The following is a 20,330-nucleotide window of genomic DNA, read 5'->3' as shown; positions in this document are numbered from 1 at the left end:
TTATCGCGCTCTAACGTAAGATTTGGCTCGCACGAAGCCACGAAGACACAAAGAAAAGCGATTTCGCGCAGAGGCGCAGCGGACGCAGAGGTGTGTCGCCCGGCTGCGTCGGCAGCCATCAATTTCCCTAAGGCGAAAGCGCGCCGTAGCGTGCATAATCTCAACGCTCTCTGCGCCTCTGCGCGAACCGAATCTTCGCGCCTTCGTGGCTTTGTGCGAGAACTTCTATCGGCCAGCCACACGCGCCGCAGATCGGAATAGTCGCGACGCTAGCGCCGCCCGATCCACACCAGCACGATACCGCCCGCAGCCAGCAACGCGCCCCAGAGCGCCCAGATGCGCATGTCGAGCATGAAACTCGATGCCGGCCAGTGGACCAGGCCGAGGCCCTGGCCCACCCATAACAACCCCATCGCGATGCAAAGCGCACCGACGATCTGGAGTAGCAAGCGCATCAGCGCTTGCCGATCTCGACGTAATCGCGCTGCGTCGGGCCGGTGTAGAGCTGGCGCGGGCGGCCGATCTTCTGCGCCGGATCGCTGATCATCTCGTTCCATTGCGCGACCCAGCCGACGGTGCGGGCGAGCGCGAACAACGCGGTGAACATCGTCGTCGGGAAACCGATCGCCGACAGGATCACCCCCGAATAGAAATCGACGTTCGGGAACAGTTTCTTTTCGATGAAATAGGGATCGTTGAGCGCCATGTGCTCGAGCTGCAGCGCGACCTCGAACACCGGATCGTTGACCTTCAGCGCATCGAACACCTCGCGCACGGTCTTTTGCATCACCGTCGCGCGCGGATCGTAATTCTTGTAGACGCGGTGACCGAAGCCCATCAGGCGGAACGGGTCGTTCTTGTCCTTCGCACGGGCGATGAATTCCGGGATGCGATCGGGCGTTCCGATCTCACGCAACATGTTCAGCGCGGCTTCGTTGGCGCCGCCATGCGCCGGGCCCCACAGGCAGGCGATGCCCGCCGCGATGCACGCGAACGGGTTGGCGCCCGACGATCCGGCGAGGCGGACGGTCGAGGTCGACGCATTCTGCTCGTGATCGGCGTGGAGGATGAAGATGCGGTCGAGCGCGCGCTCGACGATCGGGTTCACGTGATAGGGCTCGGCCGGCACGCCGAACGTCATGCGCAGGAAATTGCCGGTGTAACTCAGCGAATTGTCCGGATAGAGGAACGGCTGTCCGACGCTGTACTTATACGCCATCGCCGCGATCGTCGGCATCTTGGCGATCAGCCGGTGCGAGGCGATCATCCGCTGGCGCGGATCGTTGATGTCGGTCGAATCGTGATAGAAAGCCGACAGCGCGCCGACCACGCCGCACATGATCGCCATCGGGTGCGCGTCGCGACGGAAGCCGCGATAGAAGGTCGCCAGCTGCTCGTGCAGCATCGTGTGGCGGGTGATCGTGTGGGTGAATTCGTCGAGCTCGCCCTTGGACGGCAATTCGCCGTTCAACAGCAGATAGCTCACTTCCATGAAGCTCGATTGCTCGGCGAGCTGGCCGATCGGATAGCCGCGGTGAAGCAGAACGCCCTCATCGCCGTCGATATAGGTCAGCGCCGATTCGCAGCTCGCCGTCGAGGTGAAACCCGGATCGTAAGTGAACATACCCGTTTCGCTGTACAGCTTGCGGATATCGACTACCTGCGGGCCGACCGAGCCGGACATCACCGGATAGTCGTGATCCCCGAACTTGAGGGTGTTCGTGTCGGCCATATCAGGTTCCTTCGATGTTCAGGCCGCCATCCGGTCGGATATGCGGCCCAGGCTTTCTTCGCGGCCGAGGACGGCGAGCACGTCGAAAATGCCAGGGGAGGTGCGCCTGCCGGTCAGCGCCGCACGGAGCGGCTGCGCGACCTGGCCGAGCTTGACCCCGGCGTCTTCGGCGACTTGCCGAACCGCGTTTTCGAGCGCCTCCGTATCCCAGTCGGCGACGGCGTCAAGCGCCGTGTGAACGCGCTTGAGCAGCTCAGGTGCGTCACCCTGGAGCAACATTGCTGCATCTGCGTGCATCGGCAACGGCCGGGCGTGGAAAAGGAACATGCTGCCCTCGGCCAATTCGATCAGATTGGCGGCGCGCGGCTTGAGGAACGGCATGGTGCGGCGCAACAGGTCGAGCTGCGGCGGGGTCAGGTCGAGCGGGATTCGCGCGGCGACGAGATCGGCCAGACGGGCATCGTCCGCTTCGCGGATATAATGACCGTTCAGGTTCTCCAGTTTCTTCAAATCGAACCGACTTGGTGATTTTCCGACGCCGTCGAGATCGAACCATTCTATCGCCTGGGCGCGGCTGATGATCTCGTCATCGCCATGTCCCCAGCCCAGACGCAGCAGGTAATTGTCGACCGCTTCTGGCAACAACCCCATCTCGTCGCGATAGGCGTCAACGCCCAAAGCGCCGTGGCGCTTGGAAAGCTTCGCGCCATCGGGACCATGGATCAGCGGGATATGGGCGTAGATGGGGTCCGGCCAACCCATCGCACGATAGATCGGCAACTGACGGAACGCGTTGTTGAGGTGATCGTCCCCGCGGATGACGTGCGTCACGCCCATGTCGTGGTCGTCGACGACGACGGCCAGCATATAGGTAGGCGTACCGTCCGATCGCAGCAGGACGAGATCGTCGATTTCGCTGTTCTGGACGGTGACCTCGCCCTGGACGCGATCTTGGATAGTCGTCGCACCCTCATTTGGCGCCTTCAGGCGAATGACGTGCGGGGCTTGCGGATCATTGGGTACGCGGTCGCGCCAGGGCGAGCGGATCCGGAGCGGCTTCTTCGCCGCTTCCGCCTCGGCGCGCATCTGGGCGAGCTCTTCCTGGGTCAGGTAGCAGCGATACGCTGCGCCCTTTTCCACCATTTGGTGCGCGACTTCCGCATGACGGGCGGCGCGCGAGAATTGATAGATTTCGGGCCCGTCCCATTCTAGGTCGAGCCAGCGCATCCCCGCCAAAATGGCGTCAATTGCGGGCTGTGTCGATCGCGCGCGATCGGTATCCTCGATGCGCAGGAGGAATTTGCCCCCGTGGTGTCGCGCGAACAGCAGATTGAACAACGCGGTGCGCGCGCCGCCAATATGCAGAAAGCCGGTTGGCGAAGGCGCGAACCGGGTGACGACGTTGGTGACGGGTGCGCCGGCTGTGGGCGCCCCGGAGTCAGAACTGGCGCTCAACCGCGCATGCTCCCAGGCTGGATGACTGATGGCGACCGTCGCCGCCGCGCGCCCTAGCACGCGGTTCCGGCCGCTTCAAACGCTGGCGGCACGATGTACGCGTGCACGCCTTGCACTCGAACATGGGTTGGAGGGGGAGCGCGATCAACTCCCTTTGTGGCTGCCGGTCGCGTTGGGCGGCGGTATCGCCTTGTGGTTCGTGCTCGATGATCCGGTGCAATGGACCGCCGCCATGCTCGCGCTGGCCGGCGTCGCGTTGGCGGCGGTCGCGATCGGGCAAGGCGGGCGGGCCAGTCGTGCGGTGGCGCTCGCCGCCGCGCTGGCGGCCATGGGTGTCGGGCTGGCGTGGTGGCGCGCCAGCTATGTCGCGCAACCGGTCCTAGCGCGACCCGCGATCGTCATGCTGGCCGCGCGGGTTGAGAATATCGAGCCGCTGCCGGCGCGCGAGCTCGTTCGGGTGAGCTTAACGCCGATCTCGGCGCAGGCAGTCGCCAGTCCGAAACGTCCGAATTGCAGCAAGGAACGCGGCGCGCCTCATGGCGCCGGAGGGCGGCGATGCGACGATCGGCCGCGGCCGCCGCTCCAGCTGCCGCCGCACGTGCGGGTGAATATCGCCAACACGGACGTGCCGGTCGGGCTTGGACCGGGCGCGATCATCAAGCTGCAGACACGACTGATGCCGCCCGACGAAGCAACGGTGCCCGGCGCTTACGACTTTCGGCAAGTCGCGTGGTTCGCCGGGCTAGGCGCGACCGGCAAGGGGAACGCGCCGGTGAAGGTGATCGCAGCTGGTAAGGAGTCGAACGGCCTGCGCGCGGCATTGGCGGCGCATATCCAGAGTAAGGTGGAAGGCAGCGCTGGCGGGATCGCCGCCGCGCTTGCCGCGGGCGACGAAGGCGCGATTTCGCTGGACGATGCGGACGCGATGCGACGCTCGGGCCTTGCGCATCTGTTATCGGTAAGCGGATTGCATATCACCGCAGTGGTCGTCGCGACGATCTGGGCGGTCACGCGCCTGCTCGCCTTATGGCCGTGGTTGGCATTGCGGGTCCGGATTCCGGTGGTCGCTGCCGGCGCGGGTGCGATCGCCGCGATCGGATACACGTTGCTCACGGGGAGCCAGGTGCCGACGGCGCGGTCGTGCATCGCGGCGTTGTTGGTCTTGGCGGCGCTGGCGATGGGACGCGAGGCGATAACCTTGCGGCTGGTCGCGGCCGGCGCCTTCATCGTTCTGCTGATCTGGCCCGAGGCGCTCGCCGGGCCGAGCTTCCAGCTCAGCTTCGCCGCAGTCGGATCGCTGATCGCTTTCCACGAGCAGCCGCGGATCAAGCGATTGTTCGAGAAACGAGACGAGGCCTGGCGCCGCCGCGTCGCCCGCGAAGTCGGATCGTTACTGCTTACAGGTCTGGTCGTGGAAGCCGCGCTGGCGCCTATCGCGCTCTATCATTTCCATAAGGAGGGCATGTACGGCGTCGTCGCCAATATCATCGCCATCCCGCTGACGACGTTCGTCATCATGCCGGCCGAGGCGCTGGCGCTTGCCGGTGACGCGATCGGCCTGGGCGCACCCTTCTGGTGGGTGACCGCGCACGCGCTCGACCTGTTGCTTTGGATCGCGCGCACCGCGGCCAAAGCGCCTGGGTCGGTGGCGATGCTGCCCGGCATGCCGGCAGGCGCGTTCGGGCTGATGATCCTGGGATTGCTGTGGCTGATGCTGTGGCGCTCACGGGTGCGTTTTGCCGGACTTGCGCCGATGGCGATGGGCGCGGTCTGGGCGCTGACGATCCCGGCACCTGATCTGCTGATCTCGGGCGACGGCCAGCATCTCGCGGTACGGACGCCGGATGGCGGGGTCGCGATCCTGCGCGACAAGGCCGGGGATTACACCCGCGACACAATGACCCAGAATGCGGGCGTGGATGGGGAAGCGCTGCTGCTGTCCGATCAGCCCTTCGCCACGTGCACGCCGGACGCATGCCTCGCTCTGGTGCAATCGGGAGGACGGACATTCCGCGTGCTGGCGACACGCAGCCTGTACCAATTGCCGTCCGACCAGTTGATCGCCGCGTGCCGCGCGGCGGACATCGTCGTCAGCGACCGGCGATTGCCGTCAGCGTGCCGGCCGACATGGCTAAAGCTCGATGCGCCGTTCCTGCGCCGCACCGGCGGAATGGCGATCAGCCTGGCCAGCGGGCGGATCGTCACTGTCCGTCAGCCCGGTGATCGTCACCCCTGGATCAATCGTCGGTCGACAATCAGTCGTAGCGGCGCAACAGGCCGGCCAGGCGGCCCTGGATTCGCACCTGCTGAGGCGCATAACGCTGCGGGTCGTAGGAGCGATTGGCCGGATCAAGCCGCACCATAGCGCCTTCGCGGCGGAAATATTTGAGCGTCGCCTCGCTGTCCTCGATCAGCGCGACGACGATCTCACCGTCGCGCGCCACGTCGGTGCGGCGGATCAGCGCGTAATCGCCGTCGAGGATGCCGGCCTCGACCATCGAGTCACCGGCGACTTCCAGCGCATAATGCTCGCCGCTGCCAAGCAGGGCGGCGGGGACGGGGAGCATCGACGATCCCTCGAACGCCTCGATCGGCACACCGGCCGCGATCCGGCCGTGCAGCGGAATCTCGATCACGTCATTGGCGGGTTCTGGGGCGGGGCGGAAATTGTTCGGTTTGGGCTGAGCCGCAGCCGGACGCTTGCTGTCGGCACGCTCCGGCATCTTCAACACCTCGAGCGCGCGCGCCCGGTTGGGCAGGCGCCGCAGGAACTGCCGCTCCTCGAGCGCCGAGATCAGGCGATGCACGCCAGACTTCGACTTGAGGTCGAGCGCCTCCTTCATCTCCTCGAACGACGGCGACACGCCGGTTTCGTTCAAGCGATCGTTGATGAAGCAGATCAGCTCATGCTGCTTCTTGGTGAGCATCGACGTTCCTCCGTCCAGAACAGACGCGGAACTTTTACGGAACGTTACGGACCAAGTCAAGCGAGCGGCAGGATGTCCACTGTATCGCCGATGGCGGCGGGCGGTGCGTGTGGCGGCCGGACGATCAGACACATCGCGCGCGCCAGCGTCGCGAGCATCGAACTGTCCTGCATGGCGGCAGCCGAGACCCGGCCGTCGACGAACGTTCCACGCAGATAATCCTGGCGGTGGTCGTTGGCGGGAAGGGGTTCGGCGAGCTCCGCGCGGAGCGGGTGCGGCAACGGATCGGCTGCGCCGGCCATCGCCGCGATCAGCGGACGCAGGAACAGAGTGGCGGTGACGAAGGCCGATACCGGATTGCCCGGCAGGCCCAGCACCATGGCGTTCGTCAGGCGACCCGCGAGCATCGGTTTTCCCGGCCGGACTGCGATGCGCCAGAAATCCACGGCTCCGCCCGCCGCCTCGAGCGCGGGGCGGACGAGGTCGTGATCGCCGACCGATGCCCCACCCGTGGTGACGACGATATCGGCGCTGGCGCCGGAGAACGCGGCGACCAACGCGTCGAGTTGATCGGGAACGATCCCGGCCACGGTTACATCGACGGGCAGGTCGGCGAGCATCGCCGCCAGCATCGCGCTATTGCCCTCAGGAAGCGCCAACGGATCGTCGCTCGCCGTGCCGGGCGCGACAAGCTCATCGCCGGTTGCCAGGACGACGATGCGCAAGCGACGGTTGACCTTGAGCGCCCCATGCCCGCCGGTGGCCGCGAGCGCGATCGCGGCGGGGGTGAGGCGAGTGCCGGCCGCGATCAGCTCCGTGTCTTGGTCAAAATCTAGTCCCCTGCGCCGCACGCTCGCACCGCGACGTGGCGGTCCCTCGCCGGCAAGGGTTAAAGTATCGCCATCGTGGTCGGCCTCCTCCTGGACGAGCACGCTGTCGGCGCCCGCGGGCATGGCCGCGCCGGTGAAGATCCGCACCGCCTCTCCGCGCCCGATCGAGCCGCCAAAGGCACGTCCCGCGGCACTCTCGCCGATCACGCGCCAGGGTCCTGGCAAGTCGTCGAACCGGATCGCATAGCCATCCATCGACGACAGGTCGGCGCCGGGCTGGGCGCGCAGGGCGATCACTGGTTCGGCGGTCCAGCGCCCCGCTGCCGCGGCGAGTGGCACGCGCTCGCTGGCGACGCACGGCGCCAGCGCGAACAAACGGGCCTGGGCATCGGCGACGGAGAGTAGCGGGTTCATCGTTTACGCCATGCCACAGCGCATCGCTCCACCGCCAGCGCTGTGCCGCGCCAAGCTGATCAAAGGATCAGGGCGCTGTCCAGTCGCCCGACTTGCCGCCGGTCTTCGACAGCAAGCGGACCGCGCCGATCACCATGCTTTTGTCGATCGCTTTGGCCATATCGTAGATCGTCAGCAGCGCGACCGAGACCGCCGTCATGGCCTCCATCTCGACCCCGGTGCGGCCGGTGGTGGTGATCGTCGCGGTCGCGGTCACGCCGTCTTCCTCGACATTCAGATCGATCGCGGCGCTGGTGATCGGCAACGGATGGCACAGCGGGATCAGCTCGCCGGTGCGCTTCGCCGCCATGATGCCGGCGATGCGCGCGGCGGCGAGGACGTCGCCTTTCGGAACGTCGCCGGCACCGATCGCGGCCGCGGCTTCGCGCAACATCGATATGCGTCCGGTCGCGATCGCGCGGCGCTCGGTTTCCAGCTTGCCGGACACGTCGACCATCCGTGCTGCGCCGGCATCGTCGAGGTGAGTCAGATTCCCTTCCCGCTTGCGGGAGGGGCTAGGGGAGGGGGTGTCAACCTCAGGCATCATCGAGACATGCCCTCCCCCGACCCCTCCCGCAAGCGGGAGGGGAGATTAGGCCCCCAGCAACTCCCTTGTCGCCGCAGCAATATTTTCCGCGCGCATCAGGCTCTCGCCGACCAGGAAGCAGTTCACCCCATGGGCGCGCATCGCGTCGAGATCGGCGCGCGAGGACAGGCCGCTTTCGGCGACGAACGTGCAATCCTTCGGTGCCTGGCCGACCAACTCGTACGTCCGATCGAAGCTGACCGTGAAATCGCGCAGATCGCGATTGTTGACCCCGATCAGCCGCGACTTGAGCTTGAGCGCGCGGTCGAGTTCCTTCTCGTCATGGACTTCGACCAGGACGTCGAGCCCGCAATCGGTCGCCGCCGCCTCGATCTCGGCCATGCGCGCGTCGTCGAGCGCCGCGACGATGATCAAGATCGCATCGGCGCCGAGCGCGCGGCTTTCGTGCGCTTGCCACGGATCTATCATGAAATCCTTGCGTAGCAGGGGCAGTGGCACGGTCTGGTGGATCAGCGCGAGATAGGAATCGTCCCCCTGGAAATATCGTTCGTCGGTCAGCACTGACAGGCAGGTGGCCCCGCCCTTGAGGTACGCGAGCGCGTGCGCCGACGGATCGAAATTTTCGCGGATCACGCCTTTGGAGGGGCTAGCTTTCTTGACCTCGGCAATCAGTGCCGGGCCGGCCTTCGCCTTCTTGTCGAGCGCCTTTCTGAACCCGCGCGGCGTGTCGCGCCGGCTGATCATCGCTTCCAGGCTGGCGAGCGACGTCGTGGCCTTCTTCGCGGCGACTTCGGCACGCTTGGTTTCGAGAATACGGTCGAGGATATTGGTCATTTATAAGCGATCCAGCAATCGAGCAGCGCATTGGCGAGGCCCTTGTCGAGCGTCTCGGCGGCTTCCTCGGCACCTTCTGCGAGCGTGTCGGCGGCGCCCGCGACGACCAACGCCGCGGCGGCGTTGATCAGCACGGCATCGCGATAGGCGCCATGCTCGCCCTGCAACAATCGGCGCAGTGCCGCGGCGTTATACGCAGGGTCGCCGCCATGGATCGCGGCGATAGGATGCCGCGGCAGCCCGGCATCTTCAGGCGTGATGTGCCCCGGCAGCGACAGTCGGCCGACGCTGACGGCGACGGTCGGGCCCGCGCCGGATACCTCGTCGAGCCCTTCCTCGCCCGACACGACGAGCGCCGCTTCGGTGCCGAGCTGCTCGAGCGCCTCGGCATAGGTTGTGGTGTAATCGGGCCGCGCGATGCCGATCAGCTGGCGCGTGACATGCGCCGGATTGGCGAGCGGACCCATCAGGTTGAAGATCGTGCGGCGACCGATGCGGCGGCGGATCGGCGTGATGCGCTTCATTGCCGGATGATGGTTGGCGGCGAACAGAAAGCAGATGCCGAGATCGTTGAGCGTCGCCTGGGCGAGCGCGCCGGCGCGTTCCATGTCGAGCCCCAGCGCCTCCAGCGTATCGGCGGCGCCTGCCTTCGAGCTTGCCGCTCGATTTCCGTGCTTGGCGACGGGGATGCCGCTCGCCGCGACCACCAGACTCACCGCGGTCGAGACGTTGAGCGTGTGATGGCCATCGCCGCCGGTGCCGCAGACATCGATCGCATTGGCAGGCGCGTCGATCGGGATCAGTCGATCGCGCAAGGCGCGGGCCGCCTCGGCGATCTCGATGCTGGTCTCCCCACGATCGGTCAGCGCGATCAGGAATTCAGCGATCGCCTCTTCGGAGGTCTTGGCGTCGAGGATGTCAGCGAATGCCTGTGCCGCCGATTCGCGTGACAGGGGAGTCGAGGGATCGGGGAGGGGGGCCAAGGTCGTCATATTCCCCTCCCGCTTGTGGGAGGGGCTAGGGGAGGGCGTGTTCCAAGGTCGGCCTGGATAACAGACCCTCCCCCGACCCCTCCCGTAAACGGGAGGGGAGAATGGTGTCCCACCATCACGCCAGCGCCTTCGCCTTCAGACCGGCAAGCTCGAGGAAATTGGCGAGCAATTGATGCCCGTGCTCGGTAGCGATGCTTTCGGGATGGAATTGCACGCCATGGATCGGCAGGCTCGCGTGACGGAAGCCCATTACGAAGCCATCCTCGGCGCGGGCATTGACGATCAACTCGGCGGGGACATCCTCGACCACCAGCGAATGGTAGCGGGTCGCCTGGAATGGCGAGGGGACGCCCTTGAACACGCCGGTCGCGTCATGCGTGATCGCGGACGTCTTGCCGTGCATCAGCCCGCCGCGCACGACATGGCCGCCGAAATGCTGGCCGATCGACTGGTGCCCCAGGCACACGCCAAGCAGCGGCCGCCCCGCCTCGGCAGCGGCGGCGACCAGGTCCAGGCTGACTCCGGCTTCGTTGGGAGTGCAGGGGCCGGGCGAGATCAGGAACGCCTCGGCATTGCTCGCCAGGGCGTCGCGCGCGGTCAGCGCGTCGTTTCGCACGACCTGCACGTCCTGCCCGAGCTCCATCAGATAATGGACCAGGTTCCAGGTGAAGCTGTCGTAATTGTCGATCACCAAAATCATTGCCGCCCCGCTAGCGCTTTCGCTGCACCGCGACAATCGTCGTCACGCCCTCGTTTTGCCGTGTTTCGGCCTGCCCAGCGCTGGAATGATACGGGATCGATCCTATCTAGGGCGCGTTCAAGTGCCCAAGGAAAGGTCGCATCGATGATTCGTACTGCGTTTGCCGCTTTGGCTCTACTGACCGTCCCCGTCGGTGCGATGGCACAGGATAAGACCGATAAGCAGGCCGATACCGGCCAGCCCGTCAAGCGAATCCGGTCCGTGATCGTCGAGCCCGATCAGAAATGCCCGCCATCCACTGGCGACGAAATCGTCGTGTGCACGACCGTGGACGATCCCTATCGCATCCCGAAGGCATTGCGCGGCGCCGGCCCGATCCCGCCCGCACGGCAAAGCTGGGTCAATCGCGTCGCTGCCGACGAACAGACCAGCCGAGAGGCTGCGGGCCTTCCCGATACTTGCTCACCAGTGGGATCGGGTGGCCAGACCGGCTGCGCGCGCTCGGCGGCGCGGGCCTGGGCGGCTGAGCGCCGCGCCAAGGCCAACGGTCAGTCGGACGACCAGTAAAGCTATTGCCCGAAGCGGGCGTCGCCCGCCCGGGCGATCGCCTCGCGGGCTGCGGCGAGCAGCGCGCCCGCTTTGGCCTCGCACTCACGCTGTTCGTAGACCGGGTCGCTGTCGGCGACGATCCCGGCACCGGCTTGGACATGCATGACGCCGTCCTTGACCACTGCCGTCCTCAGCACGATGCACGAATCCATCGATCCGTCCGGGGAGAAATAGCCGACCCCGCCGGCATAGGCGCCGCGTGCTTCGGGCTCCAACTCGGCGATGACCTGGCAAGCGCGAACCTTCGGCGCGCCTGAAACCGTCCCGGCCGGAAACCCTGCGAAGAGAGCGTCGACCGCGTCCTTGTTGCCATCGAGTTCGGCGACCACGTTCGAGACGATGTGCATCACATGGCTGTACATCTCGATCGTATAGCTGTCGGTCACCTTGACTGTACCGGGCGCGGCGACGCGCCCGGCATCGTTGCGGCCGAGGTCGAGCAGCATCAGATGCTCGGCGCGTTCCTTGGGATCGGCGAGCAGCGAGCGGCGATTCTCCTCGTCCTCGGTCGCCGATTTGCCACGCGGGCGCGTGCCGGCGATCGGGCGGATCGTTACCTCGCCGTCGCGCACGCGCACCAGGATCTCGGGACTGGATCCCGACAGCGCGAAGTCGGGCAAGTCGAGGAAATAGAGGAATGGCGAGGGGTTTACGCGGCGAAGCGCGCGATAGAGTTCGATCGGCGGCAGGGCGAAAGGTGCGGTGAAACGCTGCGCCAGGACGACCTGAAAGATATCGCCGGCAGCGATATAGTCCTTCGCTCTCAGCACCATCTCGCGATACGCGCCGTCCGGCAGGACCGGGGTCAGCGCGATGTCGCTCGGGTCGCTGCGCGGCGCCGCCGGGATCGGGGCGCTCGCCAGCTTGGCGGCGACGCCGTCGATCCGTTCCTCGGCAAGCGCAAGCGCCGCCTCGGGGGAGATGCCACTATCGGGCCAGAGTGGCGCCACCAGGAACAATTGATCGGCCAGCCGATCGAAGATCAACACTGTTGTCGGCCGCACGAAGATCATGTCCGGCAGGCCAAGCCCGGGATCCGCGGGCCGGGGCAGGTCCTCGACCAGTCCGACCGTCTCATAGCCGAAATAGCCGACCAGGCAGGCCAATGCGCGCGGCAGTTCGGGCGGAACGTCGTCCATCCGGCACGAGGCGACGAGCGAGCGGAACGCGGCCAGCGTCGGTTCGGCGCAAGGCTCGAACGCGGTGCGATCGGTCAGCCAATGGCGATTGATCGCCGCCCGCTCGCCGTCCGCGCGGAACACCAGATCGGGCGCGAGCCCCAACAGGCTGTGACGCCCGCGCACCGCGCCGCCTTCGACCGACTCAAGCAGGAAGTCGCCCCGCTCGGGCTCGATCAGTTTCAGTGCGGCGGCGACCGGCGTCTCGGTATCCGCGACCTGGCGCCGCCAGACGAGCGCGGGGCGCCCGGCCGCGAGTGCGGTCAGCGCAGCGTCGGCTCCTTCGACCATCGCTTTATTGCTGCTGGTCGCTGCCGTCGCTGCCCTGACCGAGCAGGTCGCGGCGCAATGCGGCGATCGCGGCGTCGTTCTTCTTCACGCCGATCTTGTCGCGTACCGCGCGGGCGAATTGCTGGCGATATTCGTCGCCCAGGCTCGCGCCCAGATCGCCGCGCATCTTGTCGACCAATTGCGCATTGCCGGCCGCGTTGCCCTTTTCGACCGAGTCGACGACGATGACGAACCATCCGCCCTTATAAGGCGCCTCCACCAGCGACGCGCTGCCCTTGGGCTTGCTGAAGAGCAGGACGAGCGGGGCGGGCGGCTGCTTGGACGCGAAAAGTTGCGCGCGATTGGCCGATATCGGCTTGGTCGCATCGAGCTTGATGCCCGAATCGGCCATCGCCTGGGCGAGCGGGACGCCCTTGTTGACCTTGCCGGTGATCGCGTTGGCGACATCGCGCGCGGCCTTGACCTGGCGGTCGACGACCACGTCCTTCTTCACCTGGTCGGCAATCGTTGTGAACGGCCGTGCCGCCGCCGGGATCACCTTGTCGAGCTTCGCGACCGCAAAGCTGCCGTCCTGGCCATAGGGCACCAGCTGAGGATCGTCATCGGTCTCCGACTGGAAGGCGAGTTGGTAGAGCGCCGCTTGGTTGAGATCGGGCTTGACCGGAGTCGCAGCCGTCGGATCGGTGCCGTTGGCGGTCAGCGGCGCCGTCGTCTGGACGGTCAGGCTGAGCTTGGCCGCGATCTGGTCGAGCGTCTGGCGATTGGTGATCGCATCCTCGATCTGATCGCGCAGGGCCTGCGCAATGGTCGCCAGTTTCTGGTCGGTGAGTTCCTTGACCAGATCGGGCTTGGCCTGGTCGAGCGTCTTGCCCGCGACCTTGGTGATCTTGTCGAGATGCGCGACCACCCAGCCGAGCGGCGTCTTGACCGGGCCGATCACCGCACCTTGCGCGGCGCCGAACACCTGATCGGCCAAGGCGGGCGTCGCCTGGCCGGCATAAGCCGTCTTGTTGACGTCGTTGATCGCCGCTGCCTCGAGGCCCAGCGCCTTGGCGGCGGCTTCGATCGCCGTGCCGGCGCGGACCTTCGCCGCGAGATCGGTGGCGGCTTTCTGGTCCTGCAACACGACCTGCTTGAGCGAGCGGTTTTCACCCGCGTCGAACTTCGCCTTCTGCGCTTGATAAGCCTTGGCGATCTCGTCGTCGGTCGGCGTGGCGCGCTTCTTGAGTTCGTCGAGCGTGATCAGCGCGTAGCGGGCCGAGCGGCGTTCGGGGATCGTGTAGCGCGGCGCGTTGCGGGTGTAATAAGCTTGCGCCTCGGCATCGGTGACCGGCGCGCCCGCCGGCATCTTCTTGGTGTCGACAAAGGCGACGGTGCCGTTGCGCTTTTCGAGCAGCATCGATGCGTAGAACGTCGCTACGCCTGCCGGACCCTTGAACTTGTCCGTCGCATTGGCCGCGATCGGGCCGAGCATCAACTGGGTCATCAGGTCGCGGCCCATTTGCTCGTGAAATTGCTGGTCGTTGGACTTCAGCATCGCCAGCAGGCGGTTGTAATTGTCCTTGTCGAACTTGCCGTCCAGCCCTCGAACGCCGGGAATGTTCGCGATCTGGTTGTCGATCAACGACTTGCCGACGCGGATGCCCTGGCTGTGGCCGAACTGTTCCATCGCCATCGAGGTCAGGCGGCTTTCGAACGGACCGTCGAGTCCGCCACGGCTGATGAATTCGGCCATGGTGAGCTGCGGCGCCTGGTTGCGATACATGTTGAGCATGCCGTCGGTGGTATTGCGCAGATCGGTCACCGAAACGGTGTCGCTGCCGACGGTCGCCGCGGTCGCGGCGCTCTGTCCGCCTAGCGAGTTGGACCTCAGGCCCGTGACGTCGCCCAGCCCGAATGCTACGCCGATCAGGCCGACGACGACCAGCGTGACGAGCGCGCCGATGCGCGAAAAGATGATCTTGCGAAAGAAAGTGAGCATGGGGCCCGATCGTTGGTCCTGAAAAACGAGCGGACGCTTTAGGACGTGTGCTCATAACCGGCAATGCCCTGAGATCATGCCTGGCAACGCTGTGCCGAGCATCGAGCACGACGCTTGCGCACGCTCTTGTGGGCGTTATCGGGGGATACATAAAACGGGAGGACACATGACACGGCGCAAGCTGATCGCAGGCAATTGGAAGATGAACGGCAGCCTTGCGGCACTGGCCGAACTCGACGGCATCGCGGCCGCCGCCGCCGCGGCGCCGGGGATCGACGTCGCGGTCGCGGTGCCGGCGACGCTGATCGCGCCGGCTCATGCCCGCGCGCCGAATCTGGCGATCGGCGCGGAGGACGTGCATCAGGACGACGATGGCGCACATACCGGCTGCGTTTCGGCTGGCATGGTCAGGGAAGCGGGCGCCGCTTTCACCATCGTCGGCCATTCCGAACGCCGCAGCGATCAGCACGAAACCAGCCATGACGTTTATCTCAAGGCGGCGACAGCGCATCGCCATGGCTTGAAGGTCATCCTCTGCGTCGGCGAAACGCAGCAAGAGCGCGATGCCGGCCGCGCGGCGCATATCGTGCGGGCGCAGACCGAGGAATCCTTGCCCGACGATGCGCATGGCGACTGGCTGACGGTTGCCTATGAGCCGTGCTGGGCGATCGGCACCGGTCGGACCCCGACGATGGACGAGATCGCGGCGATTCACGCGATCATACGTGCCAAGCTGCAGCAAATGATCGGCGACGGCGCATCCGACATGCGCATTCTCTACGGCGGATCGGCCAACCCCGCCAACGCCGCGGAAATCCTGGCGCTCGAGAATGTCGACGGCGCGCTGGTCGGCGGCGCCAGCCTGACCGCGGACAAATTCGTCCCGATCATCCAGGCGGCCAAGGCGCTGTCGGCATGACCGACGGACCTCTGCCGGCGCCACACCGCGTCGTTACCGCGATCGATGCGGACGGCCAGTCTTACATCGTCCAGGACGGACCCAGCCCAGCCGAGTTCGTCCTGCCGGGTTCGACCTATCGCAGCACCAATATGTGGCTCACGCATGCGGCACCGAGCGCGATCGACGCGCCCGACGACATTGCCGAGCATCGCGGCGTGCTGCCGCCAAATCGCGGCACGGTGCTCCGTGTGATCGACTTCCCGCCGATCGGCGACGCGACGCCCGAACAGCGCGCGGCGATGGTCAAGGCGGTGTTCGCCGCGCTCTATCCCGATGCCGATCACCACGAGGGCAGCACGCGCTCGGCGAGCATGCACACTACCGACACGGTCGATTACGCGATCGTGCTGCAGGGCGAGATCGTCGCGGTGATGGACCGCGACGAGACGGTTCTGCACGCGGGCGACATCCTGATCCAGCGGGGAACGCCGCATGGGTGGGAAAACAGGTCGGATCACCTCGCGCGCATTGCCTTCGTCCTGATCGACGCGGTACGCTCGACCGCCGCCTGATCGCGGGCGGTTCGCGTTCAAGGAGTCGCAGTCATGGATATCCTGGGACAGCTTCTACAGCAGGCGACCGGCGGTGACGCCGGGGCAGCACCGCAAGTCGATGTCGGTGCGCTCGCGCAGCAATTCGGGCTGACGCCAGATCAGGCCAATGCCGCGGTCGGCGCCCTGCTACCGGCCGTGCTTGGCGGATTGAAGAAGGTCGAACAGGGCGGCGGCCTTGGATCGGTCGCCGGTATTGCTGCCACGACCACTTCCCCCGCCACCGACACCGATGCCGGCAATGCCGTGCTCGGCCAGATTTTCGGGTCGAAGGATGTCAGCCGCTCGGTCGCCACGGCCGCCTCGGCGCAAACCGGGATCAGCGACACGGTCCTGAAGGCGATGCTGCCGATCGTCGCCGGGCTGGTCGCGCAACAGGTAGCGAAAAAGATGGGCGGCGGCATGCTCGGCGGCATCGCCGCGAGCGTGCTCACCTCGATGATTGCCGGCAGCGGCGCGAGCGCCGCGCCCGCCGCCCCGGCGGCACCTGCCGCGCCGACCGGCGGCATCTTCGGCAGCCTCGGCGGGCTGGCGTCGATGCTCGACGCCAATCACGACGGCAATCCGCTCGACGACATCCTCGGCATGGTGCGCGGCGGCGGTCGGTCGGCTTGACCGGTTTTCTATTAACGCCTCCCCGACCTTCGCTGGGGAGGCGCATGGCTCAGCTTAGCTTGCGTAGCGCTTCTTCAGCATCGCCCAGGCGGCGCGCACGCCCAGAGCATCGCCGCCCTTGGGACGTCCCGGCTTGGCGGTCGGCCGCCACGCGAAGGTGTCGAGGTGCGCCCAGGGCACGCCCTCGGGCGCGAAGCGGCGCAGGAACAGGGCAGCGGTGACCGCGCCGGCATAGCCATTGTCGGGCGCGTTGATCAGGTCGGCGATGTCGGATTTGAGATATTCGTCATAACCGTCCCATAGCGGCAGCCGCCACAACGGGTCGTGGACCGCGGTGCCGGCCCCGATCAGGTCGGACGCCAGCGCGTCGTCGCTGATAAAGGTTGCGGGCAGATCGGGGCCGAGCGCGACGCGGGCCGCGCCGGTCAGCGTGGCATAGTCGATCACCAGCTCGGGCTTCGCTTCACCCGCCTTGGTCAGCGCATCGCCGAGCACCAGCCGCCCCTCGGCATCGGTGTTGGTGTTCTCGACGGTCAATCCTTTGCGCGTCTTCAGCACGTCGCCGGGGCGGAAGGCATCGGCCGAAATCGCATTCTCGACCGCCGGGATCAGCACGTGCAGGCGGATGGGCAGCCGCGCTCCCATGATCAAATTGGCCAGCGCCAGCGCGTGGGCGGCACCACCCATGTCCTTCTTCATCAGGCGCATGCCGCTCGCTGGCTTGATATCGAGACCGCCCGAATCGAAGCAGACGCCCTTGCCGAGCACCGCAACGCGCGGATGTTTGGGATTGCCCCATTCGATCTCGATCAACCGCGGCGCGCGGTGCTTGGCGGCGGCGCGTCCGACGGCGTCGATCATCGGATAGCCCGTCGCTAGCGCATCGCCGCGCGTGACCGTCAGCGTGGCGTCGAATGTCTTGGCCAGCTTCGCCGCCTCGGCCTCGAGCTCGGCAGGTCCCATGTCGGACGAGCCGAGATTGACCAGGTCGCGAACCAGAGCGGTCGCCTGCGCCAGCCTGACTGTCTCGTCGATCGCGGCAGGATCGCTGCTCAACAGGACGCGTGGCGCACTGTCCTTGTCAGGCTTGGTATATTTATCGAAACGATGCTGCGCGAGCAGCCAGCCGAGGCCGGCGGGTCCGACATCGCCGCCCTTCAGTCGATAGGTTCCCTCCGGCAGGAAATCGGGCTGGGATGCGATCCGCCATGGCGAGTTGGCATCCTCGTCACAGAGGTGCAGCACCGACCAGTCCTCGACGCCCTCGCCGGGCAGGATCGCCTTGTTGCCCGCCTTGCCCGTCACGCGGGCGGCGGCGACCATCGCACGCACGCGCGGCGGTTGCGCGGCCAGCCAGTCGGCAAATCCGTCGGGATGGACGACCTCGATCGTGCGCGCGGACTGGCCGCGGTCTGGTTGGAGGAGGGCGGCAAAGTCGGTCATGCGAGTGTCTCGTTGGTAAGCGGGTCGATCGGAGAAACGCGGCTCAATCGGCCGGCATCACGATGAACTGTTCGTAGCGTCCGGCCCCCTCGGGCTCGGCATAGGTCACCACCGACAGCTTGGTACCGTTCGGGTAAGTGACGCTGTAATTGCGGTTGACGAAGCCGCCGCGCAGCCGCGCGGGCCGCGCCAGCGTGAATGACGTCGGGTCACCGAGCTTGCCCAGGCTGTCGCGGTAATCGCCGATCGCGGTGGCGTCGAAATAGTAATTGGCATCCTCGGTCATCGTTGCCCGATCGAGTTTGCCCGTGCGCAATTGGTCGAAGATCGCGCGCGCCTGCGCGGTCTTCGCCGTCTCGGCGTCGCCGGCGGCCGCAGGTCCGCTGGCCGGCGGCAGTATCAGCTCGGAAATCTGGCTCGCAATGCCGGTAAAGGCGTCGGAAAAGTCCGAATTGACCAGCACCACGACGGCCGCCTTGTCATCGGGATAGACGATATTCTCGGACAGAAAGCCGACCGCCTCGCCGGTATGTTCGACGTAACGATGCCCCTTGGCGGTGCCCGTGAAGACCCCCAGGCCGTAATTGGTCGACTTGCCGCTGGTTAGCAGGACCGGCGTTTCCTGCGTCTGCCAGTCATCCGCCGGCATCACGCTGCGGTTCAGTCGCGCGATATCCCATTTGGCGAGATCGCTTGCCGACATGGCGAGTTCGCCCGCGGCAAAGAGCCAACCGCGTGCCGCCGGCTTTTCTACCCGAACGGGGCCGAGCGCATAGCGGTGATAGCCTTGCGGAAAGCCTTTGCCGACCGCCAGATCCTGGTCGATCACCTTCATGCCCAACGGTTTGAACACCTTGTCCTGCAGATAGGCGAGGAGCGGCTTGCCTGCCGCCTTTTCGACGATCATCCCGGCGACGACATAGCCGGTATTCGAATATTGCCATTGCGTGCCCGGCGCGAAATCGAGCGGCTTCTTCGCCCAGCGGTCGACGATCTGCTGCGGCGTGACCGGCTTTTCCATCGCCGCGAAGCTGTAATCCTGCGGCCAGTAATCCTGCAGGCCCGACGTGTGGCTGAGCAGCTGGCGGATAGTGATCTTGTCGCCGTCGGTGATGCCGGGCACCCATTTGGCGACAGTATCGTCGAGGCTGATCTTGCCCTCATCCTCCAGCATCAGGATCGCGGCGGCAGTGAATTGCTTGGAGATCGAGGCGATCTGGTACGGCGCCTCGCTGCGCGGCGTCGCGACCGTCTCCGATTGCTTGCCATAGGCCTTGGCATAGACGATCCGTCCGCCGCGCACGATCGCGATCGACGCCGAGGGCACGCCGTTGCGCGCCAAGGTGTCGGTGACGATCGCATCGACCTTGGTGGTGTCGGCTGGGGCGAGGTCCTGCGCGATGGCGGGCGTGGCAACGAGAAGCAGGGCAAGCGGCAGAAAGCGCATCGACGGGTCGCTCCGAATGAGTGGCCCGCTCGCTATAAGCCGCCATTCGCCGCGCGCAATCAGGGGAGCAGCGGCGCGCCAGGCATGAGCGCGAGGCGCGGCACGTACTGCCAGGTTTCGGCGCGGAGCGTGCGCACCGGGCCGCCGCTCAGCGACAAAGGCGGCGGAGCGCCGCGCGACCGTGCCGGGAGCATCAGCAGATAGCGTCCTGGCGCGCCATCGAGGCTGCGATACCAGGTCGCGCCTTGCAGCTGTTGAGCGGCAACCGCGGCCTCGAAGGCGGCCTTATCCTCCGCCGCAATCATATAGACGTGCGCATAGGCCAACGGTCGCCGCTGTTCGAGCGGCGTCACGCGGCTCGCTTCGCGCCACAATTCCCAACCTTCATCGCCGGTCGCGGAAACATAGGGGCCGGCATTGGCCCGGAAGTCGGCAACGTCGCCCTTGGGATCGGGGCGGCCCGCGAGACCGTCGGGTGTCGTCCCGAACGTGCCATCGACAAAGACGCCCGCGCGATCGCCGTGCGTCACGTCCCACGCAAACCAGGCGAGCCTATCTGCATGCGCCGCATGCCAGCGCAGATGTTGACGATAGCCGGCTTCGAACGCCGCCCGGTCCTTCACCGTGTATGCATAGAGATGCGCAGTGCCGCCCGATTGCGCGGCCGCGACGGCGGGGATGGCGATCGGCAGACAGGCGAGCAACGTTCGGACAAGCATCGGATTTCTCCTTCGCTCGCAATCTAGACTCGCATCGATAATTCCGTAATTCGAAAGATAGGAGA

19 protein-coding genes are annotated in these 20,330 nt (G+C 66.1%); 5 read left to right on the top strand and 14 right to left on the bottom strand.

Annotated elements, in window-relative coordinates:
• Positions 1-269: 269 nt before the first annotated feature.
• Genes SPR01S_RS03535 through gltX form a run of 3 tightly spaced genes read right to left on the bottom strand, consistent with a single transcriptional unit; the run spans position 270 to position 3,187 of the window.
• On the bottom strand, positions 270-455 hold the full coding sequence (locus SPR01S_RS03535) for a hypothetical protein (RefSeq protein WP_066584994.1): 186 nt from the start codon (positions 453-455) through the stop codon (positions 270-272).
• Positions 455-1,732 carry a citrate synthase gene (locus SPR01S_RS03530; protein ID WP_066584991.1) on the bottom strand — a complete coding sequence of 426 codons (1,278 nt, stop codon included), beginning with the start codon at positions 1,730-1,732 and terminating at the stop codon, positions 455-457. The genes SPR01S_RS03535 and SPR01S_RS03530 overlap by 1 nt, the downstream gene beginning before the upstream one ends.
• An 18-nt stretch (positions 1,733-1,750) precedes the next feature.
• Positions 1,751-3,187, bottom strand: a complete 1,437-nt coding sequence (gene gltX, locus SPR01S_RS03525; protein WP_066585035.1) for a glutamate--tRNA ligase — start codon at positions 3,185-3,187, stop codon at positions 1,751-1,753.
• Positions 3,188-3,215: 28 nt separating this feature from the next.
• On the opposite strand from gltX, the gene SPR01S_RS03520 reads away from it, so the two are divergent.
• Positions 3,216-5,552, top strand: coding sequence for a ComEC/Rec2 family competence protein (locus SPR01S_RS03520; RefSeq protein WP_084250901.1), 2,337 nt, complete (start codon positions 3,216-3,218; stop codon positions 5,550-5,552).
• On the opposite strand, the gene lexA is transcribed toward SPR01S_RS03520, so the two are convergent.
• The 6 genes from lexA to SPR01S_RS03490 form a co-directional block, all read right to left on the bottom strand.
• Positions 5,443-6,114: a transcriptional repressor LexA gene (gene lexA, locus SPR01S_RS03515; RefSeq protein WP_066584986.1), complete on the bottom strand. Its 672-nt coding sequence runs from the start codon at positions 6,112-6,114 to the stop codon at positions 5,443-5,445. The genes SPR01S_RS03520 and lexA overlap by 110 nt on opposite strands.
• A gap of 56 nt (positions 6,115-6,170) precedes the next feature.
• Complete coding sequence (locus SPR01S_RS03510; RefSeq protein ID WP_066584983.1) at positions 6,171-7,358, bottom strand: molybdopterin molybdotransferase MoeA; 1,188 nt, start codon at positions 7,356-7,358, stop codon at positions 6,171-6,173.
• 67 nt (positions 7,359-7,425) lie between these two features.
• On the bottom strand, positions 7,426-7,944 hold the full coding sequence (gene moaC, locus SPR01S_RS03505) for a cyclic pyranopterin monophosphate synthase MoaC (protein ID WP_281178762.1): 519 nt from the start codon (positions 7,942-7,944) through the stop codon (positions 7,426-7,428).
• Positions 7,945-7,989: 45 nt separating this feature from the next.
• Complete coding sequence (gene trpC / locus SPR01S_RS03500) at positions 7,990-8,778, bottom strand: indole-3-glycerol phosphate synthase TrpC (RefSeq protein WP_066584980.1); 789 nt, start codon at positions 8,776-8,778, stop codon at positions 7,990-7,992.
• Positions 8,775-9,770 (bottom strand): anthranilate phosphoribosyltransferase, encoded by a 996-nt coding sequence (gene trpD, locus SPR01S_RS03495; protein ID WP_066584977.1) that lies wholly within the window; start codon positions 9,768-9,770, stop codon positions 8,775-8,777. Before trpD ends, trpC begins: the two co-directional genes overlap by 4 nt.
• Before the next feature lie 115 nt (positions 9,771-9,885).
• Positions 9,886-10,470, bottom strand: a complete 585-nt coding sequence (locus SPR01S_RS03490) for an anthranilate synthase component II (protein WP_066584975.1) — start codon at positions 10,468-10,470, stop codon at positions 9,886-9,888.
• 144 nt (positions 10,471-10,614) lie between these two features.
• Between SPR01S_RS03490 and SPR01S_RS03485 the strand changes: the two genes are divergently transcribed.
• The gene (locus SPR01S_RS03485; protein ID WP_066584972.1) at positions 10,615-11,037 is read left to right on the top strand and encodes a hypothetical protein; all 423 of its coding nucleotides are present in this window, start codon (positions 10,615-10,617) and stop codon (positions 11,035-11,037) included.
• Positions 11,038-11,039: 2 nt separating this feature from the next.
• On the opposite strand, the gene SPR01S_RS03480 is transcribed toward SPR01S_RS03485, so the two are convergent.
• Together SPR01S_RS03480 and SPR01S_RS03475 are read right to left on the bottom strand one after the other, a co-directional pair.
• Positions 11,040-12,548 carry an anthranilate synthase component I family protein gene (locus SPR01S_RS03480; protein WP_066584968.1) on the bottom strand — a complete coding sequence of 503 codons (1,509 nt, stop codon included), beginning with the start codon at positions 12,546-12,548 and terminating at the stop codon, positions 11,040-11,042.
• Positions 12,549-12,552: 4 nt separating this feature from the next.
• The gene (locus SPR01S_RS03475) at positions 12,553-14,529 is read right to left on the bottom strand and encodes a peptidylprolyl isomerase (protein ID WP_066584966.1); all 1,977 of its coding nucleotides are present in this window, start codon (positions 14,527-14,529) and stop codon (positions 12,553-12,555) included.
• Positions 14,530-14,695: 166 nt separating this feature from the next.
• Between SPR01S_RS03475 and tpiA the strand changes: the two genes are divergently transcribed.
• From tpiA to SPR01S_RS03460, 3 genes are read left to right on the top strand one after another with little or no spacing between them, the layout of a single operon-like run.
• Complete coding sequence (gene tpiA, locus SPR01S_RS03470) at positions 14,696-15,448, top strand: triose-phosphate isomerase (protein WP_066584964.1); 753 nt, start codon at positions 14,696-14,698, stop codon at positions 15,446-15,448.
• Positions 15,445-16,002 (top strand): cupin domain-containing protein, encoded by a 558-nt coding sequence (locus SPR01S_RS03465; protein WP_066584962.1) that lies wholly within the window; start codon positions 15,445-15,447, stop codon positions 16,000-16,002. Before tpiA ends, SPR01S_RS03465 begins: the two co-directional genes overlap by 4 nt.
• Positions 16,003-16,035: 33 nt before the next feature.
• On the top strand, positions 16,036-16,656 hold the full coding sequence (locus SPR01S_RS03460; protein ID WP_066584961.1) for a DUF937 domain-containing protein: 621 nt from the start codon (positions 16,036-16,038) through the stop codon (positions 16,654-16,656).
• A 54-nt stretch (positions 16,657-16,710) separates the two neighbouring features.
• On the opposite strand, the gene SPR01S_RS03455 is transcribed toward SPR01S_RS03460, so the two are convergent.
• From SPR01S_RS03455 to SPR01S_RS03445, 3 genes are read right to left on the bottom strand one after another with little or no spacing between them, the layout of a single operon-like run.
• Positions 16,711-18,099: a leucyl aminopeptidase family protein gene (locus SPR01S_RS03455; RefSeq protein ID WP_066584960.1), complete on the bottom strand. Its 1,389-nt coding sequence runs from the start codon at positions 18,097-18,099 to the stop codon at positions 16,711-16,713.
• A gap of 43 nt (positions 18,100-18,142) precedes the next feature.
• On the bottom strand, positions 18,143-19,546 hold the full coding sequence (locus SPR01S_RS03450) for a serine hydrolase domain-containing protein (RefSeq protein WP_066584958.1): 1,404 nt from the start codon (positions 19,544-19,546) through the stop codon (positions 18,143-18,145).
• Between the two features lie 59 nt (positions 19,547-19,605).
• Positions 19,606-20,265 (bottom strand): hypothetical protein, encoded by a 660-nt coding sequence (locus tag SPR01S_RS03445; RefSeq protein ID WP_066584956.1) that lies wholly within the window; start codon positions 20,263-20,265, stop codon positions 19,606-19,608.
• Between the last annotated feature and the right edge of the window lie 65 nt (positions 20,266-20,330).

It is taken from the genome of Sphingomonas pruni NBRC 15498 (assembly GCF_001598455.1).
In the GTDB taxonomy this organism is placed as follows: Bacteria; Pseudomonadota; Alphaproteobacteria; order Sphingomonadales; family Sphingomonadaceae; genus Sphingomonas; species Sphingomonas pruni.
The sequence above is the reverse complement of the archived record's forward strand: the minus strand, read 5'-3'. Positions and strand labels throughout refer to the sequence as shown.

Excerpts from the sequence above, each read along its gene's own strand:
- SPR01S_RS03535 (WP_066584994.1), bottom strand. The coding sequence starts at position 455 with ATGCGCTTGCTACTCCAGATCGTCGGTGCGCTTTGCATCGCGATGGGG.
- SPR01S_RS03530 (WP_066584991.1), bottom strand. The coding sequence starts at position 1,732 with ATGGCCGACACGAACACCCTCAAGTTCGGGGATCACGACTATCCGGTG.
- SPR01S_RS03520 (WP_084250901.1), top strand. The coding sequence starts at position 3,216 with ATGGCGACCGTCGCCGCCGCGCGCCCTAGCACGCGGTTCCGGCCGCTT.
- lexA (WP_066584986.1), bottom strand. The coding sequence starts at position 6,114 with ATGCTCACCAAGAAGCAGCATGAGCTGATCTGCTTCATCAACGATCGC.
- SPR01S_RS03510 (WP_066584983.1), bottom strand. The coding sequence starts at position 7,358 with ATGAACCCGCTACTCTCCGTCGCCGATGCCCAGGCCCGTTTGTTCGCG.
- moaC (WP_281178762.1), bottom strand. The coding sequence starts at position 7,944 with ATGATGCCTGAGGTTGACACCCCCTCCCCTAGCCCCTCCCGCAAGCGG.
- trpC (WP_066584980.1), bottom strand. The coding sequence starts at position 8,778 with ATGACCAATATCCTCGACCGTATTCTCGAAACCAAGCGTGCCGAAGTC.
- trpD (WP_066584977.1), bottom strand. The coding sequence starts at position 9,770 with ATGACGACCTTGGCCCCCCTCCCCGATCCCTCGACTCCCCTGTCACGC.
- SPR01S_RS03490 (WP_066584975.1), bottom strand. The coding sequence starts at position 10,470 with ATGATTTTGGTGATCGACAATTACGACAGCTTCACCTGGAACCTGGTC.
- SPR01S_RS03485 (WP_066584972.1), top strand. The coding sequence starts at position 10,615 with ATGATTCGTACTGCGTTTGCCGCTTTGGCTCTACTGACCGTCCCCGTC.
- SPR01S_RS03480 (WP_066584968.1), bottom strand. The coding sequence starts at position 12,548 with ATGGTCGAAGGAGCCGACGCTGCGCTGACCGCACTCGCGGCCGGGCGC.
- SPR01S_RS03475 (WP_066584966.1), bottom strand. The coding sequence starts at position 14,529 with ATGCTCACTTTCTTTCGCAAGATCATCTTTTCGCGCATCGGCGCGCTC.
- tpiA (WP_066584964.1), top strand. The coding sequence starts at position 14,696 with ATGACACGGCGCAAGCTGATCGCAGGCAATTGGAAGATGAACGGCAGC.
- SPR01S_RS03465 (WP_066584962.1), top strand. The coding sequence starts at position 15,445 with ATGACCGACGGACCTCTGCCGGCGCCACACCGCGTCGTTACCGCGATC.
- SPR01S_RS03460 (WP_066584961.1), top strand. The coding sequence starts at position 16,036 with ATGGATATCCTGGGACAGCTTCTACAGCAGGCGACCGGCGGTGACGCC.
- SPR01S_RS03455 (WP_066584960.1), bottom strand. The coding sequence starts at position 18,099 with ATGACCGACTTTGCCGCCCTCCTCCAACCAGACCGCGGCCAGTCCGCG.
- SPR01S_RS03450 (WP_066584958.1), bottom strand. The coding sequence starts at position 19,546 with ATGCGCTTTCTGCCGCTTGCCCTGCTTCTCGTTGCCACGCCCGCCATC.
- SPR01S_RS03445 (WP_066584956.1), bottom strand. The coding sequence starts at position 20,265 with ATGCTTGTCCGAACGTTGCTCGCCTGTCTGCCGATCGCCATCCCCGCC.